13 protein-coding genes are annotated in these 17,559 nt (G+C 47.1%); all 13 read right to left on the reverse strand.

From position 1 onward, the window contains the following. Nucleotides 1-81: 81 nt before the first annotated feature. Nucleotides 82-1,542: a UDP-N-acetylmuramoyl-L-alanyl-D-glutamate--2,6-diaminopimelate ligase gene (locus NFR43_RS04530; RefSeq protein WP_251546882.1), complete on the reverse strand. Its 1,461-nt coding sequence runs from the start codon at nucleotides 1,540-1,542 to the stop codon at nucleotides 82-84. A 21-nt stretch (nucleotides 1,543-1,563) separates the two neighbouring features. Beyond that, on the reverse strand, nucleotides 1,564-2,337 hold the full coding sequence (locus NFR43_RS04535) for an aspartate kinase (RefSeq protein ID WP_251546884.1): 774 nt from the start codon (nucleotides 2,335-2,337) through the stop codon (nucleotides 1,564-1,566). A 32-nt stretch (nucleotides 2,338-2,369) separates the two neighbouring features. Beyond that, the gene (gene asnB, locus NFR43_RS04540) at nucleotides 2,370-4,244 is read right to left on the reverse strand and encodes an asparagine synthase (glutamine-hydrolyzing) (protein ID WP_275087099.1); all 1,875 of its coding nucleotides are present in this window, start codon (nucleotides 4,242-4,244) and stop codon (nucleotides 2,370-2,372) included. A 116-nt stretch (nucleotides 4,245-4,360) separates the two neighbouring features. Continuing rightward, the gene (ribF, locus tag NFR43_RS04545) at nucleotides 4,361-5,308 is read right to left on the reverse strand and encodes a riboflavin biosynthesis protein RibF (protein WP_251546886.1); all 948 of its coding nucleotides are present in this window, start codon (nucleotides 5,306-5,308) and stop codon (nucleotides 4,361-4,363) included. Between the two features lie 8 nt (nucleotides 5,309-5,316). After that, nucleotides 5,317-6,216: a tRNA pseudouridine(55) synthase TruB gene (gene truB / locus NFR43_RS04550; RefSeq protein WP_251546888.1), complete on the reverse strand. Its 900-nt coding sequence runs from the start codon at nucleotides 6,214-6,216 to the stop codon at nucleotides 5,317-5,319. A 68-nt stretch (nucleotides 6,217-6,284) separates the two neighbouring features. Next, the gene (gene rbfA / locus NFR43_RS04555) at nucleotides 6,285-6,647 is read right to left on the reverse strand and encodes a 30S ribosome-binding factor RbfA (RefSeq protein ID WP_251546890.1); all 363 of its coding nucleotides are present in this window, start codon (nucleotides 6,645-6,647) and stop codon (nucleotides 6,285-6,287) included. An 11-nt stretch (nucleotides 6,648-6,658) separates the two neighbouring features. Next, nucleotides 6,659-8,986, reverse strand: coding sequence for a translation initiation factor IF-2 (gene infB / locus NFR43_RS04560; RefSeq protein ID WP_251546893.1), 2,328 nt, complete (start codon nucleotides 8,984-8,986; stop codon nucleotides 6,659-6,661). A 4-nt stretch (nucleotides 8,987-8,990) separates the two neighbouring features. Then, nucleotides 8,991-9,311, reverse strand: a complete 321-nt coding sequence (locus NFR43_RS04565) for a L7Ae/L30e/S12e/Gadd45 family ribosomal protein (protein WP_251546895.1) — start codon at nucleotides 9,309-9,311, stop codon at nucleotides 8,991-8,993. Then, nucleotides 9,301-9,600, reverse strand: a complete 300-nt coding sequence (gene rnpM / locus NFR43_RS04570; protein WP_251546897.1) for an RNase P modulator RnpM — start codon at nucleotides 9,598-9,600, stop codon at nucleotides 9,301-9,303. The genes NFR43_RS04565 and rnpM overlap by 11 nt, the downstream gene beginning before the upstream one ends. 21 nt (nucleotides 9,601-9,621) lie before the next feature. Then, nucleotides 9,622-10,791, reverse strand: coding sequence for a transcription termination factor NusA (gene nusA / locus NFR43_RS04575; RefSeq protein ID WP_251546899.1), 1,170 nt, complete (start codon nucleotides 10,789-10,791; stop codon nucleotides 9,622-9,624). A 19-nt stretch (nucleotides 10,792-10,810) separates the two neighbouring features. Further along, nucleotides 10,811-11,290: a ribosome maturation factor RimP gene (gene rimP, locus NFR43_RS04580; RefSeq protein WP_251546901.1), complete on the reverse strand. Its 480-nt coding sequence runs from the start codon at nucleotides 11,288-11,290 to the stop codon at nucleotides 10,811-10,813. A 108-nt stretch (nucleotides 11,291-11,398) separates the two neighbouring features. Beyond that, nucleotides 11,399-15,742 (reverse strand): PolC-type DNA polymerase III, encoded by a 4,344-nt coding sequence (locus tag NFR43_RS04585; RefSeq protein ID WP_251546903.1) that lies wholly within the window; start codon nucleotides 15,740-15,742, stop codon nucleotides 11,399-11,401. Nucleotides 15,743-15,815: 73 nt separating this feature from the next. Further along, the gene (locus NFR43_RS04590; RefSeq protein WP_251546905.1) at nucleotides 15,816-17,549 is read right to left on the reverse strand and encodes a proline--tRNA ligase; all 1,734 of its coding nucleotides are present in this window, start codon (nucleotides 17,547-17,549) and stop codon (nucleotides 15,816-15,818) included. Between the last annotated feature and the right edge of the window lie 10 nt (nucleotides 17,550-17,559).

Here is a 17,559-nt window from a genome sequence, read left to right on the forward strand (position 1 = left end):
ACCGAATGCTGGAGCCCTATTGTTGCTTGCGGGGCGTGACTACGAAGTCGTAAACGACTTCTGTCACGCTCCCTTTCATATTTATTGACGATTCTTCAACGCTTTTTCAGCTTCTTCATAGTCGTCAAAATGATGTTTAGTTTTACCGATGATTTGGTAATCTTCGTGACCCTTCCCCGCAATGATGATTGCGTCGCCGGGTTTGGCATGGTTGACGGCATATTGAATGGCTTCACGACGGTTTAAAATCACCGTGGCTTGATCAGGATCAATGCCTGCTAACATGTCGTCCATAATCTTTTGCGGATCTTCTGTCCGTGGATTATCCTCAGTCAAGATCGCATGCGTACTGTTATCGACGGCAATTTTGGCCATTTGTGGCCGTTTCTGCGCATCACGGTCTCCACCACAACCCACAATACAGTAGGTCTCCTGTTCTGCGAAATCGTTCAATGTCTGTAAAACATTCAGCAAACCATCAGGAGTGTGAGCATAGTCCACGATCACACTAATCCCGGTATCAGACGGAACCAGTTGGAACCGGCCCCTGACCCCTTTGACCCGGCTAAGTGAATCCACGATTTCATCTAAATTGGCGCCAGCCGCGTAAGCCGCCCCCACCGCCGCCAAAGCATTATAGACGTTGAATTCACCAATCAGGTGGGTTTTGACGTGGCGGGTTTCATTAAAGACGTGGAGGTCGAATTCGGTACCGTGAATGCTGATGTCAATGTGGTCAGCCGAAATGTCCGCGTCATGCTTAATCCCATAAGTCAGAATGTGACTCGTGGTGTAGTCAATAAATTCGCGACCCACAGGATCGTCGATATTCATGACGGCCGTTTTCCCCGTGAAGGTGTTCCCTAATTGAGCAAATAACAAGCTCTTGGCCAACTTATACTGACTCATTGTTTTGTGATAAGCCAGGTGGTCTTCCGTAAAGTTGGTAAAGACGGCAATGTCGTAGTCAATCCCCCAAACCCGGCCTTGAACCAGGGCAATCGAAGACACTTCCATGGAAACCGTCTTGACGCCCTCATCACGCATCTCGGCCAGGGTCTTTTGATTAGTCAGCACGTCCGGTGTCGTGTTAGTTGTTGGATAAACCTGCTCATTCACCTTCCGATACAAGGTCCCGATCAGGCCAGTGCCTTCTCCCAGATCATGAAAGACTTCCTCGATCAGGTGGGTCACGGTCGTTTTACCATTCGTCCCGGTAACCCCAATCATCTTCATCGCTTGGCTTGGTGAACCATAGTACTTGTCCGCCAAGAACGCCATCGCCCGGTGAGTGTCCTTAACGTAGACAACTGGAACGTCCACGTCAACCGGCTCCTGGGCAATAATCATCTGCGCCCCACTAGCAACTGCTTGGGGAACAAATTGGTGGCCGTCAACGTTGCTTCCGACAATCGCAATAAAAATCGCACCAGGAACGACTTGGCGGGTGTCTTGGGTCAGTACCGTTACCTCAAAGTCCTCGTAATGCTCATCCGAAAGATGTTTGTACTTTAATGCTTGAATTAAATCACTAGCTAACACAGTGGTTCTTCCTTCCTGCAATCATTGTTGCATAAAATTTTCGCTACCAATAATCGTACAGCCATCTTCAGCTGTCCGATAAGTCGACCGCACCCGAAATGGAATGCCGGCCCGCATGGCAATTTTGACGGCCCGGGGGTGGACCACCTTGGCACCAGCATCCGCCATCCGTTGCATCTCCTGGTAGGTCAAAAACGGGATCAATTTCGCGTGGGGATCTAGTTTAGGATCGTGATCCATAACCCCAGCAACATCGGTAAAAATATCGACGTACTGAGCATCCAGCGCCGCCCCAATCGCTGTCGCAGAGGTATCGGAACCACCACGGCCGAGCGTCGTGACGTGACCGTCGGTGGTCACCCCTTGAAAGCCGGTTACCACGATCACATCGGCTTGCCGAAAGCCCCGTAAAATGGCATCGGGAACCACCTTTTGCACCCGCGCATTTTGGTAATCGTCATTAGTAATGATCCCGGCTTGCGCTCCAGTTAAACCAATGGTCTTGAGACCACGTTGCCGGGACTGGTCAACCATGACCGACATTGAAATCAATTCGCCGGTAGCTAACAGTTGATCAAGTTCCCGAGCGGTTAAATTCGTTTGGTGGTCAGTATCCACCAGAGCAAATAAGGAATCAGTGGCGTAAGGTGCCCCTTTCCGGCCCATTGCGGAAACGACCATCACGACCTTATTACCCGCCTCGATCGCTTTTTGCACATGGTCAAGTGCGAGCTCGCGTGAGGCCCGGTTCTGAACCGACGTTCCACCAAATTTTTGCACAATCACTTTTCCCATTTGTGATCCTCAATCCTATCTAGTTATTGTAATTAGAATGGTGATGCAAAGCTTGATCCTGCATCTTCAATATATTGCTTGTACCAAGTCATGAAGGTCAAAATCGTCCAAATCTTCCGTGAATTGTCCCGAACACCCTTCCGGTGATCTTCCAGCAGTTGAAGGAAGTAGTACTTGTTGAAGAACTGGTCGGTCTGCGATTCATTGATAATGTCCTTGGCCCAGTCATACATTTCATCCTTGAGCCAGAAACGAATTGGTACTGGGAAGCCTAACTTCTTCCGGTGCAGCACGTGACTCGGAATAACATCGGCCACCGCCTCCCGCAAGATTTGCTTAGTCGTCCCATCCTTGATCCGCAGGTGACTTGGGATCTTGGAAGCCACTTCAAAGACTTCTTTATCCAGGAATGGCGTCCGCAATTCCAAACTGTGGGCCAGTGAAGTCCGGTCCGCGTTCCGCAAAAGGTCACCATTTAACCAGGCATGGATATCAATGAATTGCATCTTGGTAATGGGATCATATTGCTTGGCTTCGTCATACCAGCGTTCCATTGTCTTTGCATATGAATGACTTGGATCATAATCCTTAAAGAACCGCTTCTTTTCGTCTTCGTTAAAGATGAAGGCATTCCCGACGTAACGTTGTTCCAGTGGGACAGTTCCCCGCATCAGGAAGGATTTACCGCGCATTCCTTCAGGCATCATCTTACTAATGGCGTGCAAAGCACCATTAATTGGCTTCGTGTACTTGAATGGCCGCAGCGAAATGGGTTCGTGGTAAATTGTGTAACCACCAAATAATTCATCCGCCCCTTCACCGGTCAACGCAACCTTGACTTGTTCCCGCGCGGTCTTGGTCAAGAAGAACTGTGGCACAGCCGCTGGGTCAGCCAGTGGATCGTCCATGGACCAGACAAAGTATGGGAAGGCCTTCATAAACTCTTGTGGGGTAATGATATGACTGTAATTTTCTACCCCTAAGATGTCTGCCGTTTCTTGGGAAACGTCCAGTTCACTATAGCCTTCACGTTCAAAACCGACGGAAAAGGTCTTGAGGTTGTCATTAAACTGTTTAGCAATCGAAACAACAATCGTTGAATCAATCCCGCCAGAGAGAAAGGCTCCAACCGGAACATCCGACCGCATGTGGATCTTCACAGAATCAAAGAGCACGTCCCGCACTTCTTTAGCGTATTCGTCTTCAGACTTTTCTACTGGATGGAAGGTCGTGTCATAGTAACGCTGGAGTTGAATTGGTTCCCCAACCTTTTTAAGTAGTGACATTCCAGGCAAAAGCGCTTTAATGTTCTTAGACATCGTTTCTGGTTCTGGGACGTATTGGAAAGTCATATAATCTTGCAAAGCATCGTGATTAAAGGCTTGTTCCCGTAGAACTGGGTAGAGGGCCTTTTCCTCAGAACCATAGAAGAGTTGGTCACCGACTTCGGCATAGTAAAAAGGCTTAATACCAAACTGGTCGCGCGCAGCGAAAACCGTCTTTTCTTGACTATCCCAAATGACAAAGGCAAACATTCCTCGGAAGTGCTTGGGCGCATCAACTCCCCATTTATCATAACCAGCTAAGATCACTTCTGAATCAGAGTCGCTATTGAAAGTGTAGCCCTCAGCTTTTAATTGGTCCCGTAATTCAATGTAGTTATAAATTTCACCATTGAAAGTCAACATGTACCGTTCGTTGTCATACGGCATTGGTTGGTGACCAGCTGCCGACAAATCGATAATACTTAATCGCCGAAAGCCCATTGTGATGTTGTCATCTTGAAAATAACCTGAGTCATCAGGTCCCCGGTGAATAATCATGTTATTCATGGTGTGAACGGCATCACTCAACCGTTCTGGAGAATATAATTTTTTATCGGATACTACTCCGGCAAAACCACACACAGGTAATCCACTCCTTAATTCTCTTTTTCAATGATTGTTTATTTTACAGATCAGTCTTAATAGTAGATAAAAACGTCCTAGAAATCAATATTATAGCACAGATCTTTGCATTTATTTTAAGCGTGCTGGCCTAAAATTTCTTTTGACAGCTGACGGTCCTTTTTGAGTTGGTTAACCAATTCTGTGGCACTGGCAAATTTGACTTCACCACGCAGTCGTTGCACCCAACGAACTACCACATGTTCGCCATAGATTTCCCGGGCAAAATTAAAAAGGTTAACCTCAATCGTCTTGTTTTTTTGTTCGCCAAAGGTCACATTATAGCCCACACTGGCCATGCCATCGTACCAGTGGCCTTGGACTTTTAATTGGACAACGTAAACTCCAATGGCCGGAATTCGTTCATTTTCAGTCCATTGCACATTCGCAGTGGGAAAACCAATCGTGCGACCCCGGGCAAAACCGTGAACCACAATTCCAGTGGTCAAGTATTCATACCCCAGTTGCTCGTTGGCTGCCCCCACCTGACCTTCATCAATCAGTTGCCGAATTGCGGTCGAGCTGACTTTCATGTCACCATCGTTAGCCGCCAGTTTGCCCACCGTCCGAATTGTGAACCGGTCCCGAACATAATCAGGCAAGCGTTGCATATTGGCGATCTCCCTTGGCCCATAGGTGTGGTCGTAACCAGCCACCACCGCACTGACCTGCAGTTGCATCAGTACTTCGTCAACAAAGTTTTGTGGACTGAGGTGGCCAACAGTGGAAGTAAAATCCATTACGTAAGTCACGTCAACACCCAATTTTGCAAACAATTGCAGTTTGAGCGGCAATGGCGTGAGGTAACGAACCGGTTGTGGGAGCTGGCGAAAGACAATTGCCGGTAATTTGTCGTAAGTCAAAACGGCCAATGGCTGCTGACGAGCCGCCGCGATTTCACGAGCCTGACCAATCACTTGCTGGTGACCACGGTGGACCCCATCAAAGAAACCCATCGCGAGAACCACTGGACCCTTCGCCACCTTTGCTGGATCAATTGGATAACTCAATTGAATAGTTTTCATTTTGCCACCTACTTCACTGAAATCATGGTTGCCGGTTTGTAATTGGCGCCAACCTTTTTGTAGACGGCCTTGGCCTCACCGTCATACAGCAACACAATTTCTTTTTCATCATGGTTGAGTGCCGTAGCCTTCAACCAGCCACCGTTTTGCACTAGTTTCCACTGGTCAGCCGTCAATTCAACTTGTGGGTAATCTTGTAAAACAAAGCGGGCCGGAAAAATATAGTTGGTAATCGTGCCGTTGTTAACCTCTTCTTCGACATCCGCCAGACTCAAGGTTTGATCTAATTCAAAGCCACCACTTTTTAACCGGGTTAATGAGGACATCGTTCCCGGATAACCCAGCTCCTTCGCAAGGTCCACCGCTAGGGTCCGCACATAGGTCCCCTTGGAACAATGGACTTCAAAGCGCACCCGTTGCACTTGCTTGTCCGGGTCGTATTGTGATGAAGTCATCTTAAATTTGCTAATCGTGACCTGGCGTTGTGGCCGCTCCACTGTCTCGCCGGCCCGGGCATACTCGTAAAGGCGCTTACCATTGACCTTCACCGCCGAATACATCGGGGGAATTTGGGTGATATCACCGGTTAGCTTTGCCATGGCCGCTTGAATTTGTTCTTCAGGAATCGCGGCGGCAACCGCCTTCGTGTCCACCACCTCGCCATCTAAGTCTTCAGTGGTGGTCGCCTGACCAATCAGTAGCTCACCAGCATAGACTTTTCCCGACGCCATTAGGTAAGGGACTAACTTGGTAGCATTCCCCACACAGATTGGTAAAACACCACTCACGTTCGGGTCGAGGGTGCCCGAATGACCAATCTTTTTGGTATGCAGTAATTGCCGTAAGCGCCGAATGCAGTCAAAGCTAGTCATCCCACGTTCTTTATATAAAGGTAATACTCCATCCATTAAATTTGCCTCCTTTAAGCGCAACGTAAAAAGAGGTTGCGGTTTGTTCCACAACCTCTTTGAACAGTTTAAAGTTGATTTTCTTGATGAAGTTTCTTGAGTAATTCATCAATCCGGTTCCCATATTGAATCGATGGGTCCCGTTCAAACTTAATCGCTGGTGTTTTAAAAATATTGAGGCGGGCACCTAACTCTTTGCGAATCAAACCGGTGGCTTTATCCAAGCCGGCTTGCGCCTTTTCACCGTCAGATGCTTTATCAGATAACAAACTGTAGTAAATCGTTGCTTGCTGAAGGTCCCCAGTGACATCCACTCCAGTAATGGTGATGTCTTGAACCCGGGGATCCCGGACCCGCTTCAATAAAATATCATCGACTTCGCGTTGAATTTCTTGGGCCAGTCGTTCTGGTCGGTATCGTTTATTAGGCATGCCCTTCTCCTTTACTTAACAGGAACTTCCTTCATCCGGTAGGCTTCGATCACATCATTTTCCTTGATGTCATTGTAGTTTTGAATGGTCAAACCACATTCGAAACCGGCCTTAACTTCCTTAGCATCGTCTTGGAACCGCTTGAGGCTTCCTAATTCACCATCGTAGAGGACCACCCCATCACGAATGAGCCGAACCTTGGAGTCACTGGTAATCTTACCAGTAGTAACCAGACCACCGGCGATTGTCCCAACTTTAGAAGCCTTGTAAATTTGCTTAACTTCGACTTCACCAATCGTCTCTTCTTCATATTCAGGTTCCAGCATCCCTTTCATGGCGTCTTCAACTTCTTCGATCGCCTTGTAGATAACTTGGTAGAGCCGAATATCGATGTTGTTAGAATCAGACATGGACTTAGCCAGTGGTGTTGGCCGAACGTTGAAACCGATAATAACGGCGTTCGATGCCTCGGCAAGGGTGACATCAGATTCACTAATGGCACCAACAGCCTTGTGGATAATATCAACCCGGACACCATCAACATTAATCTTTTGCAAACTTTGTGCTAAGGCTTCAACAGAACCTTGAACATCCGCCTTGATGATGATTGGCAGGGTCTTCATTTGGCCCTTCTTCATCGTATCAAAGAGGTTATCCAGCGTCACGTGCGAAGTCCGTGCCCGTTCTTCGTCTTGTGCCCGCTTAGCCCGTTCTTCACCAGCAGCCCGGGCCGTCTTTTCGTCTTCAAAGACAACGAAGCGGTCCCCAGCTTGCGGAACATCATTCAAACCGGTAATTTCCACTGGAGTTGATGGGCCAGCTTCTTTGATCCGCCGACCATTTTCATTGTTCATCGTCCGCACTCGACCAAAGGTGTTACCGACAACGATTGGGTCCCCAACATGCATAGTCCCTTGTTGAACCAGCAAGGTCGCAACGGCACCACGACCGTGATCAAGCCGCGCTTCGACAACGGAACCGGCCGCCCGTTGATCAGGGTTCGCCTTCAATTCCATCATTTCAGCTTGTAGTAAGATCATGTCTAACAATTCATCGATGTTCTTATCAAACTTGGCGGAAATTTGGACGAAAATCGTGTCCCCACCCCAGTCTTCTGGGACCAAACCGTATTCAGTTAGTTGTTCGGTAACGTGATCAGGGTTGGCACCTGGCTTATCAATCTTGTTAACCGCAACAATGATTGGGGTCTTCGCTGCCTTAGCGTGGTTGATTGCTTCAATAGTTTGTGGCATAACACCATCATCCGCTGCTACCACAAGGACAGTGATATCGGTAATGTTAGCACCACGGGCCCGCATTTCAGAAAAGGCCGCGTGTCCAGGAGTATCCAAGAAGGTAATGACTTGGTCATTGTAACGAACTTGGTAGGCACCAATGGCCTGAGTGATTCCCCCGGCTTCATGTTCAGTGACGTGGGAATGACGAATCTTGTCAAGCAAGGTCGTCTTCCCATGGTCAACGTGCCCCATGACGGTAACAACTGGTGGCCGTGGCACCATGTGTTCCTGATTCTTTTGTTCATCATCAAAGAACTTGTCCAAGTCCGCGATATCTTCTTGAACCTTTTCCTTAGCGTCAATGCCATAATCGGCCGCCAGAATTTCAATCGTATCCTTGTCTAAGGATTGGTTTTGGTTGACCATGACCCCCAGCATGAATAACTTCTTGACGATTTCGGCCGCTGAACGGTGCAAAATCTTTGCAAGGTCTTGAGCGTTCATGCCCTCAGTGTATTCCAAAACCTCTGGCAGCGGACGATCCTTCCGTTGTGGTGCTTGTTTTGGCGCTACGTTCTTCATCCGTTGATTACGGTTCTTCTTGTTCCGCTTTTTATTTTTCTTGTTGTTCTTGTTACCAAACCAGTGCGCCCGGTTTTGGTTGTTACCACCGGACTGCTTGTTGCCCCGATTATTATTGTTGTCGTGACGATTGTTCCGTTGGTTATTGTTGTCAGGCTTGTTTTGGGAACGGTTCTGGTTAGTTTGGTGTTGTTGACCATTACCATGATCACGGTGGTCACGTAACTTCTGACTTTGTGACGCGTGATGATCCTGGTGGTTCTGATTCTGCTTATTTGAAGCCGGTTTAGCTGTCTGCTTTGCCGCCGGCTTCTTTGGCGCAGGGGCCGCCTTTTTTGCTTGTGGTGCGGGCTTTTGGTTACCGCCCTTCGCAGCTTGGCGTAATTGAGCCGCTTGATCAGGGGTCACTGAAGACATGTGGCTCTTGATACTCATCCCTTGTTCATTTGCCAATTTAACCAGTTGTTTGCTTGGCATTTTGAGCTCTTTAGCTAGTTCGTAGATCCGTTCTTTGGCCATATGCTCACTCTCCTTCATTTAAATTTGTGATTAATTGCTGAAATTTCTTTGCAAAGCCAGTTTGGTTAACAACCACAACGGTGCGGGTTTGACCAATGGCTTGACTAATTTCTTGACGAGTTAGCGATTGGCTGACTGGGACGTGATAAAAATGACACTTATCAGTCAGTTTTTTAGCACTAGCCGCTCCAGCATCACGAGCAATGAAAACAAATTTCGCCTTTCCTTGGCGAATTTGCTTCAAAGCGAGGTTTTCACCAGTCGTTAGTTCCCGTGCTCGTTGCGCTAACCCGAGTAATTGGATAATTGGTTGTTTATTTGTCATTGCCAAACAGTTCTTGACGAGCCTGTTCATGGTCAGCATACTTGATTAATTCATCATAGAATGCATCATCCAATGTCACATTAAAGACTTTGTCAAAGGTCCGTTGCTTTTTCGCCCGTTCAGCAATTTTGACATCGACGGCAACGTAAGCACCACGACCGGGCTTTTTGCCAGTAGGATCTAGTGAAACTTCATTTTCCTTGTTGCGAACCACCCGGATTAATTGCCGTTTGGGCATCATTTCACCAGTCACAATATCTTTACGCATCGGTATTTTTCTCTTTTTCATTATTTTCACCCCGCTGCTTAATTATTCTTCACTATCTAATTCTACATCATCAAAGTCATCATCACCATCGTCTTCCGGATCAACTTCGGATAACGGCTTAATGTCAATCTTATAACCAGTCAGTTGGGCAGCTAAGCGGACGTTTTGCCCGCGCTTCCCAATGGCTAAGGAAAGCTGATCATCAGGGACGACGACCGTGCAACCACGGTGAACCCGTGGTTCAGCATCTTCGTCGTCCGTTTTTGGTTGGCTTTCTTCAACTTCACCATTATTAGCGTCAAAGATCACCGCCTTAACATCCGCTGGATTGAGGGCGTTCCGGATAAAGTCTTCAGGTTCTTCTTCGTACTTCACAATATCAATGTTTTCGCCACCCAGTTGGTTAACAATAGTTTGAACCCGTGAACCACGAGGACCAACGCAGGTCCCAACGGCATCGACATTGCTATCACGTGAAAAGACAGCGACCTTGGCACGATCACCCGCTTCACGAACGATGCCCTTGATTTCGACAATTCCTTGACTAATTTCAGGAACTTCCTTTTCAAAGAGCCGCTTCAAAAGGTCTGGGGCAGTCCGACTAACGAAGACTTGTGGTCCCTTGGTGTCCTTCAGTACCCGGGTCACGTAGACTTGAACATGGTCGTGGGTCCGGTAATGTTCGTTTGGCATTTGGTCGTGTTTGTTCATGGCGGCTTCAACCCCACCGGTTAAGGTGATGTAAATGTACCGGTTATCTTCACGAGCCACTTCACCATCAACCAGGTCATCCTTCAGCCGGTTGTACTTTTCGTAAATAATCCGCCGTTCTTCTTCACGGAGTTGTTGCAAGACAACGTTCTTGGCAGTCTGGGCAGCAATTCGACCGAAGTCCTTTGGAGTGACTTCTTCCTTGAAGTCATCACCAATTTCATAACCATGACTGACATGCATTGCATCCCGCAAACTAATCTGTTCAACCGGGTTAGTGACTTCATCAACTACTTTTTTGCTGGCAAAAACCTTAAAGTCACCACTGTTTTCATCAATCTTAACTTCAACGTTGGCGTTGTTATCATCGTAATTCTTTTGATAAGCATTCGCTAAGGCGTCCGTCAGTGCGTTAATGATGACTTCTTTTTTAATGCCCTTTTCCTTTTCCAAAACATCCATTGCACCAAGCAATTCTGCTTTTTGTTTTTTTGTGCTCATTGATCGAATTTACTCCTTTTTAAATTTTCACAGCCAAACGGGCCTTTGCAATTAGTTTTCGTTGAACCGTCAAAGTCTTATGACGGGTCTTATCTAAATAGTCGATGGTCAGCTCATCGGGAGTGACAGATTGTAGGTCCCCCTCATAGGCCTTTTTACCATCAATCGCTTGGTAGAGCGAAATATGAACATACTGACCAATCGCTCGTTGATAGTCCTCTTCCCGTTTTAAAGGACGCTCCGCACCAGGGGAAGAAACCTCTAAAAAGTAGGCTTGGGGAATTGGATCGGGATCACAGTTATCTAGCGCTTCGCTTAATTGATCACTGACGGTCACACAATCTTCCAAGGTAATGCCGCCATCTTTATCAATGTAAACGCGCAAGTACCAGCTATGACCCTCTTTGACAAATTCAATATCAAAGAGGTAAAAGTTGTATTGATCAAGAATCGGTTGAACAAGGCCGGTCACAGCCTGAATAACATCTTTCGTGCTCAAATTGTCACCTCCAATTAATGGCAATAAAAAGAGCGAGCATCCCTGCTCACTCCTTTCCGAAGTTATTAACGTTATTATCATACCATTAATCTTCTAAAAACACAAGCATTAGAGTTGGTCAAAGAGGCTCAACTGGTTCTCGTCCGGCAGACCGTCGAGAACATGCTGGTCATCCATAAATTGAATGATGGTTTGTGAGACCTTCCCCCGCTCTGCAAGGTCTTCTTTGGATAAGAATGGTTTTTCTTCCCGGGCGGCCACGATTTGCTTAGCCACGTTCATTCCAAGACCCGGAATGGCCCGGAAAGGTGCAATGAGGGTATCGCCATCAACTAACCAGGCGGACGCGTCGGACCGTTCAAGGTCAACCATCTTGAATTTATAACCTCGTTCTAGCATTTCATTCGCTAATTCCAGGATTGTCATCAGGCTCTTTTCCTTGGCCGAGGCGTCATTCCCCTTATCATTGATTTCCTTGATCGCTGCCTTTACGGCATTCTTACCGTGGGCCATGGCAACAACATCAAAGTCATCTGCCCGAACCGAGAAGAAGGCCGCGTAATAAATCAGTGGGAAGTAAACTTTAAAGTACGCAATCCGGAGCGCCATCAGCACATAGGCCGCCGCGTGGGCCCGGGGGAACATGTACTTAATCTTCAAACATGAGTCAATATACCATTGCGGAACGTTGGCTTCATGCATTTTTTCCTGCCACTCATCTGGAATTCCCCGACCGTGACGAACTGATTCCATGACTTGGAAAGAAGTTTCAGAATCAAGGCCGTAGTGAATCAAGTCGGTCATGATGTTATCACGACAACCAATCACGTTGGCGATGGTGGCGACCCCATCCTTAATCAGTTCTTGAGCGTTATCAAGCCACACCCCAGTCCCGTGGGACAGTCCAGAAATCTGGAGCAATTGTGAGTAATTCTTGGGGTGAGTATCTTCCAACATACCACGAACAAACCGGGTTCCGAATTCTGGTAAGCCAAGGGTCCCCGTTTCCGAATTAATCTGTTCTTCCGTCACGCCCAATACTTCTGGACTGGAGAACAGGCTCATCACCCCGGGATCGTCCATTGGGATGGTTTGCGGATTAATCCCAGACAAATCTTGCAAGGCCCGAATCATCGTTGGATCATCATGACCCAGAATATCCATCTTCAAGATATTATCGTGAATGGAATGGAAATCAAAGTGAGTGGTTTCCCAAGCGGCATTTTGATCGTCGGCTGGGTACTGCACCGGCGTAAAGTCGTAAATATCCATATCATCAGGAACGATAATAATCCCCGCCGGGTGCTGACCAGTGGTCCGCTTTACACCGGTGGCTCCCTTGGCCAAGCGGTCTTCTTCGGCACCACGGAATTCTTGGTCGGTATCCCGTTCATAGGCTTTGACATAACCATACGCCGTCTTATCAGCAACCGTACCGATCGTCCCGGCCCGGAACACGTTCTTTTCACCGAACAAAACCTTCATGTAGTTGTGGGCAATTGGCTGATAGTCACCTGAAAAGTTCAAATCAATATCCGGAACCTTATTCCCCTTAAAACCAAGGAAGGTTTGGAACGGAATATCATGACCATCTTTAATCATCAAGGTCCCACACTTTGGACACTTTTTATCCGGTAAGTCATAACCAGAGCTATATTCACCTTTAGTATAAAAATGATTGTATTGACAATTTGGGCAACGATAATGTGGCGGAAGCGGGTTAACTTCGGTAATTCCTGAAAGTGTGGCGACCACACTTGAACCCACCGAACCACGTGAACCAACCAGGTAACCGTCCTTATTAGACTTCGCCACCAGCCGTTGGGCAATTAGATAAATAACGGAGAACCCGTTCTTAACGATACTATCCAGTTCCAGCTTCACCCGGTCATAGACAAGTTTTGGTAGCGGATCACCATACCACTTTTTGGCAGTCGCCCAGGTCCGGTCCTGAATTTCTTGCTCTGCCCCCTTCATATGAGGAGTGTACAAACGATCTTCGACCGGACTAATGTCTTCGTCCACCGCATCGGCTACCTGGTGAGGATTGTCCACCACGATTTGGTGAGCCACCTCATCCGGCAAGAAATCAAACAACTGGAGCATTTCATCAGTCGTCCGGAAATGGACCTCTGGTCGTTGGGTCCGGTTCAGCGGGTTGGCGCCACCTTGGGAATTAATCAGGATTTTCCGGTAAATGGCATCTTCGGGATTCAGGTAGTGAACGTCACCAGTAGCCACAACCGGTTTATTGAGTTCGTCACCTAGTTTGATCATGTTCTTGATGATTGCTTCGAGTTGCTGGTCCCCAGAAATCACCTTTTGTTCGAGCAAGGGACTGTAGTTCGGCTTTGGTTGAACTTCTAAATAATCATAAAAGTCAGCCTTCGCCTTGGCTTCCTCATATCCCTTTTGCATCATGGCGGTGAACACTTCCCCACTCGCACAAGCAGAGCCGACCAGTAATCCTTCCCGGTAACGTTTAAGAACACTCCGCGGAATCCGTGGAACCCTGTAGAAGTACTTGACGTTGGATTCAGAAACGAGCCGATAGAGATTTTTGAGGCCCGCTTGATTCTTGGCAAGTAACGTGACGTGGAATGGCCGTGCGTGGCGGTAAGCGCCATTATCAGTCATGTGCTTATTAAGGTCATCAACATAAACCACCTGGTAGCGCTTCTCCGCATCCTTCAAGAAAATGTGCAATAAGTGACCAGTCGCCTCGGCATCATAGTTTGCCCGGTGGTGGTGTTCGAGGGAAACCTTGAACTTCTTACTCAAGGTATTGAGCCGGTACCCTCGCAAATTCGGGTAAAGGAAACGGGCTAATGGCAAGGTATCAATTACCGGTCGCTCAATTTCTGGCATGCCATGACGACGATAACCAGTATTCATAAAGCCCATATCAAAGGAAACGTTATGCCCAGCAATGATCGAGCCTTCACAGAAGTCACGGAACATTTGGAAAACTTCTTCTTCTGATTTGGAACCGCGAACCATGTCATCGGTAATACTCGTTAACTCGGTTGTCTGTTCTGACAACGGGAACCCGGGATCAATGAATTCATCAAACCGATCTAAAACCTTACCATCTTTCATTTTCGTTGCGGAAAGTTCGATCACTTTATCATAAATCGCTGACAACCCAGTTGTTTCTACGTCAAAAATGACGTAGGTGCTATTCAGCAAGTGGTCGTGATTTTCGTTGTAGACCAACGGAATTCCGTCATCAACGACGTTAGCTTCGACACCATACAACATCTTAATCCGGTGTTCCTTCTTTTTTCCATCATAGGCGGCCTTGTAAGCTTCTGGGAAGCCTTGGACACCCGCATGGTCAGTAATCGCAATGGCTGGTTGTCCCCACTTAATTGCCTGGTTGACGTAATCGGAGATGGAGTTGGTTGCGTCCATCGTAGACATGTTAGTGTGCAAGTGAAGTTCAATTCGCTTATCGCCTTCCGGGGCCGTATCCTGGCGAACCGGGTGAGAAACAACGTTAATGTCATAGGCATTCAACGTCAAATCACGCATAAAGTTATCTTCTTGGACCGAGCCACGTACTTTGACCCATTGGCCCTCATTAATGGCACCAAATTGGGCTTCGTCCTTCTTATCACGGGAGAACTTTTTGACCGCAAACGAAGACGTGTAGTCAGTAATTTCTAAAATCATCAGTTGCCGGCCAGACCGGAGTTCCTTGATTTCTTTAGAAAAGACATACCCTTCAACGACAACGTTGCGCTCTTCTTCGGTAATCTCCGCCATTGACGTGACTTCCGCCTTTGGATTAATCTCTTTACCAATTTGGGCAGGACCATCCACCGTTGGCGTCGCCCCCGTCTGTTGCTTTTTGGCTTGATCACTTTTGATTTTTGCCAAGGCCTTCTTAACCAGGGCGGCATCAGCAGCTTCTTGTTTCGCCTTGAGTTCCTTCACGTTTTCTGCAGACGCTGTCTGATCAACCACGGCATGAATACGGAACGGCACAAAGCCAGCCTGCTGATAAGCTTGTTCAATCTTGCCCAAAAATTTGTTCACCACAAAATCTTTGACTTGATCATTTTCTAAAGCCAGCTCAACCCGTCCATTATTGACGGTGGGCAATGTCTGCTCGGCGATTTCGTATCCCATTCCCCGATCGCCAACTTCTTGCTGGACAATAAACCGCCAATAGTCAGTAATTAATTGGGGGTTGTTCTCTTCGTCATTCGTCCGCAAAACTAATTTGACCTGGGCATTTGCTAATGACTGAAAGGACATCTGCAAACTGTGGAGCAAGTGGCGGTAAACATCCGCCGATAGCGTGTGGGAAACTAACAGGTGGATTTCCCAAATCCGCGATTTTTGATGGACAATTACTTGTTCGACCTGGCCATCAGACAGTGACGGATCTTGATAGTCAATTTGTTTCAGTAACTGATTAAATTTTTCTTGTGCATTTAAGGCCACTAAACTTCCTCCTCAAATTAAAAATGTGATTAAATCCACGCTGTTTCATTAATCACATTTTTTCACCATCATATTATTCAGCTGTTTGGTCAACCAATTGCTTTAATAAGATTTTAACGGTGTTGCTGACTTCTTCGGCCTTCACTTCAACCGTTTCGCCAGTCTTCCGGATCTTAATTTCGACAATTCCTTCACCGGCCTTCTTACCAACGGTAACCCGGATTGGTAAACCAATCAGATCAGAATCAGCAAACTTAACCCCCGCGCGTTCCTTCCGATCATCAAGGAGAACTTCTAAGCCAGCCTCTTCAAGTTGCTTGGTAATTTGTTCGGCCATTTCCATTTGTTCTGCCTTCTTGGCATTGACTGGAATTACATGAACATCATAAGGAGCAATACTGTCTGGCCAAACCAAACCGTATTCATCGGCATTTTGTTCAGCCACTGCAGACAGAACCCGGGAAACCCCCAGTCCATAACAGCCCATGATCATGTCAACTAAGCGACCATTTTGGTCCAGCACTTGGGCACCCAACTTTTCTGAATAGCCAGTACCCAACTTAAAGATGTGACCAATTTCAATTCCGTTAGTAAACTTGATTGGATTACCATCAGGAGCAATTTCGCCTTCCTGAACCGTCCGGAAATCACCAAATTGGTCAACCCGGAAGTCCCGATCAATATTTGCATTGACGTAGTGATAGCCATCATCATTGGCGCCACAAGCCATGTTGACCAGAACTTTCACGTAATGGTCAGCAAGAATCTTAACCTCTTCACCAACGCCGACTGGGCCAAGGGAACCAGGGTGCGCACCTAAGTATTTTTGTGCTTGTTCCTCAGTTGCCAAGGTGAGTTCTTCCGCATCAACAGCATTGGCAACCTTGGTTTCGTTTACTTCATCATTACCGCGCATCAAAACCATCACTGGTTGGTATTCATCCTCACCCATCTTGGCCATGAAGAGCATTGATTTGATAATTTGATCAGCGTCGATTCCTAAGCTCGCCGCCGCTTCATCAACGGTATGTGCACCGGTAGTCGCCTTCTTTTCCAGCTCAGCAGGTGCAGCAGTTTGCTGCACACCGGTGAACTTCGAAGTGGCCTTTTCAAGGTTAGCAGCATAATCGCCATCGGTATAAACAATCACATCTTCACCGATTTCGGCAGGTGCAGAGAATTCTTGGGAATTATCCCCACCAATCGTACCTGAATCTGCCAGAATAATCTTGTAATCGAGCCCAATCCGGTCAAAAATGTTGCGGTAAGCCTGAGCCTGTTTATTGTACGCTTCATCAAGGCCCGCTTGATCAGCGGCAAATGAATAGGCATCCAACATTTCAAATTCCTTGCTCCGTAAGACCCCAAACCGTGGGCGGGTTTCATCACGGAACTTATCTTGAAGTTGGTAAACGACCAACGGCAATTTCTTGTAGGACTTAATACTGTCGCGTAGAACTTCCGTGAAAGATTCTTCGTGTGTCGGCCCTAAGACGTATTCCCGATCACTCCGGTCAGTCAGTTTAAACAGGTTATCGCCATACGCTTCATACCGACCAGTTTCTCGCCAAAGATCAGCTGGCAACAATGCCGGCATAATCATTTCAACAGCATCGGCCTTCTCCATTTCATCGCGAATAATGCCTTCAATTTTTCGAATTACCCGGTAACCTAACGGCAGGAATGACCATACCCCCGAGGAAATTTGGTAAATATATCCAGCACGCGCCATCATCTTATGGCTTAACGCTTCAGCGTCACTTGGTGCTTCCTTTTTCGTTGGAATTAAAATTTTTGATTGTTTCATAATTAAGATT

This window comes from Limosilactobacillus caecicola (assembly GCF_943192935.1).
Lineage (GTDB): Bacteria > Bacillota > Bacilli > Lactobacillales > Lactobacillaceae > Limosilactobacillus > Limosilactobacillus caecicola.

Bases quoted from the DNA above. Each gene is read 5' to 3' on its own strand.
- NFR43_RS04535 (WP_251546884.1), bottom strand. From the start codon at position 2,337: ATGGGAAAAGTGATTGTGCAAAAATTTGGTGGAACGTCGGTTCAGAAC.
- ribF (WP_251546886.1), bottom strand. From the start codon at position 5,308: ATGAAAACTATTCAATTGAGTTATCCAATTGATCCAGCAAAGGTGGCG.
- truB (WP_251546888.1), bottom strand. From the start codon at position 6,216: ATGGATGGAGTATTACCTTTATATAAAGAACGTGGGATGACTAGCTTT.
- rbfA (WP_251546890.1), bottom strand. From the start codon at position 6,647: ATGCCTAATAAACGATACCGACCAGAACGACTGGCCCAAGAAATTCAA.
- infB (WP_251546893.1), bottom strand. From the start codon at position 8,986: ATGGCCAAAGAACGGATCTACGAACTAGCTAAAGAGCTCAAAATGCCA.
- NFR43_RS04565 (WP_251546895.1), bottom strand. From the start codon at position 9,311: ATGACAAATAAACAACCAATTATCCAATTACTCGGGTTAGCGCAACGA.
- rnpM (WP_251546897.1), bottom strand. From the start codon at position 9,600: ATGAAAAAGAGAAAAATACCGATGCGTAAAGATATTGTGACTGGTGAA.
- nusA (WP_251546899.1), bottom strand. From the start codon at position 10,791: ATGAGCACAAAAAAACAAAAAGCAGAATTGCTTGGTGCAATGGATGTT.
- NFR43_RS04590 (WP_251546905.1), bottom strand. From the start codon at position 17,549: ATGAAACAATCAAAAATTTTAATTCCAACGAAAAAGGAAGCACCAAGT.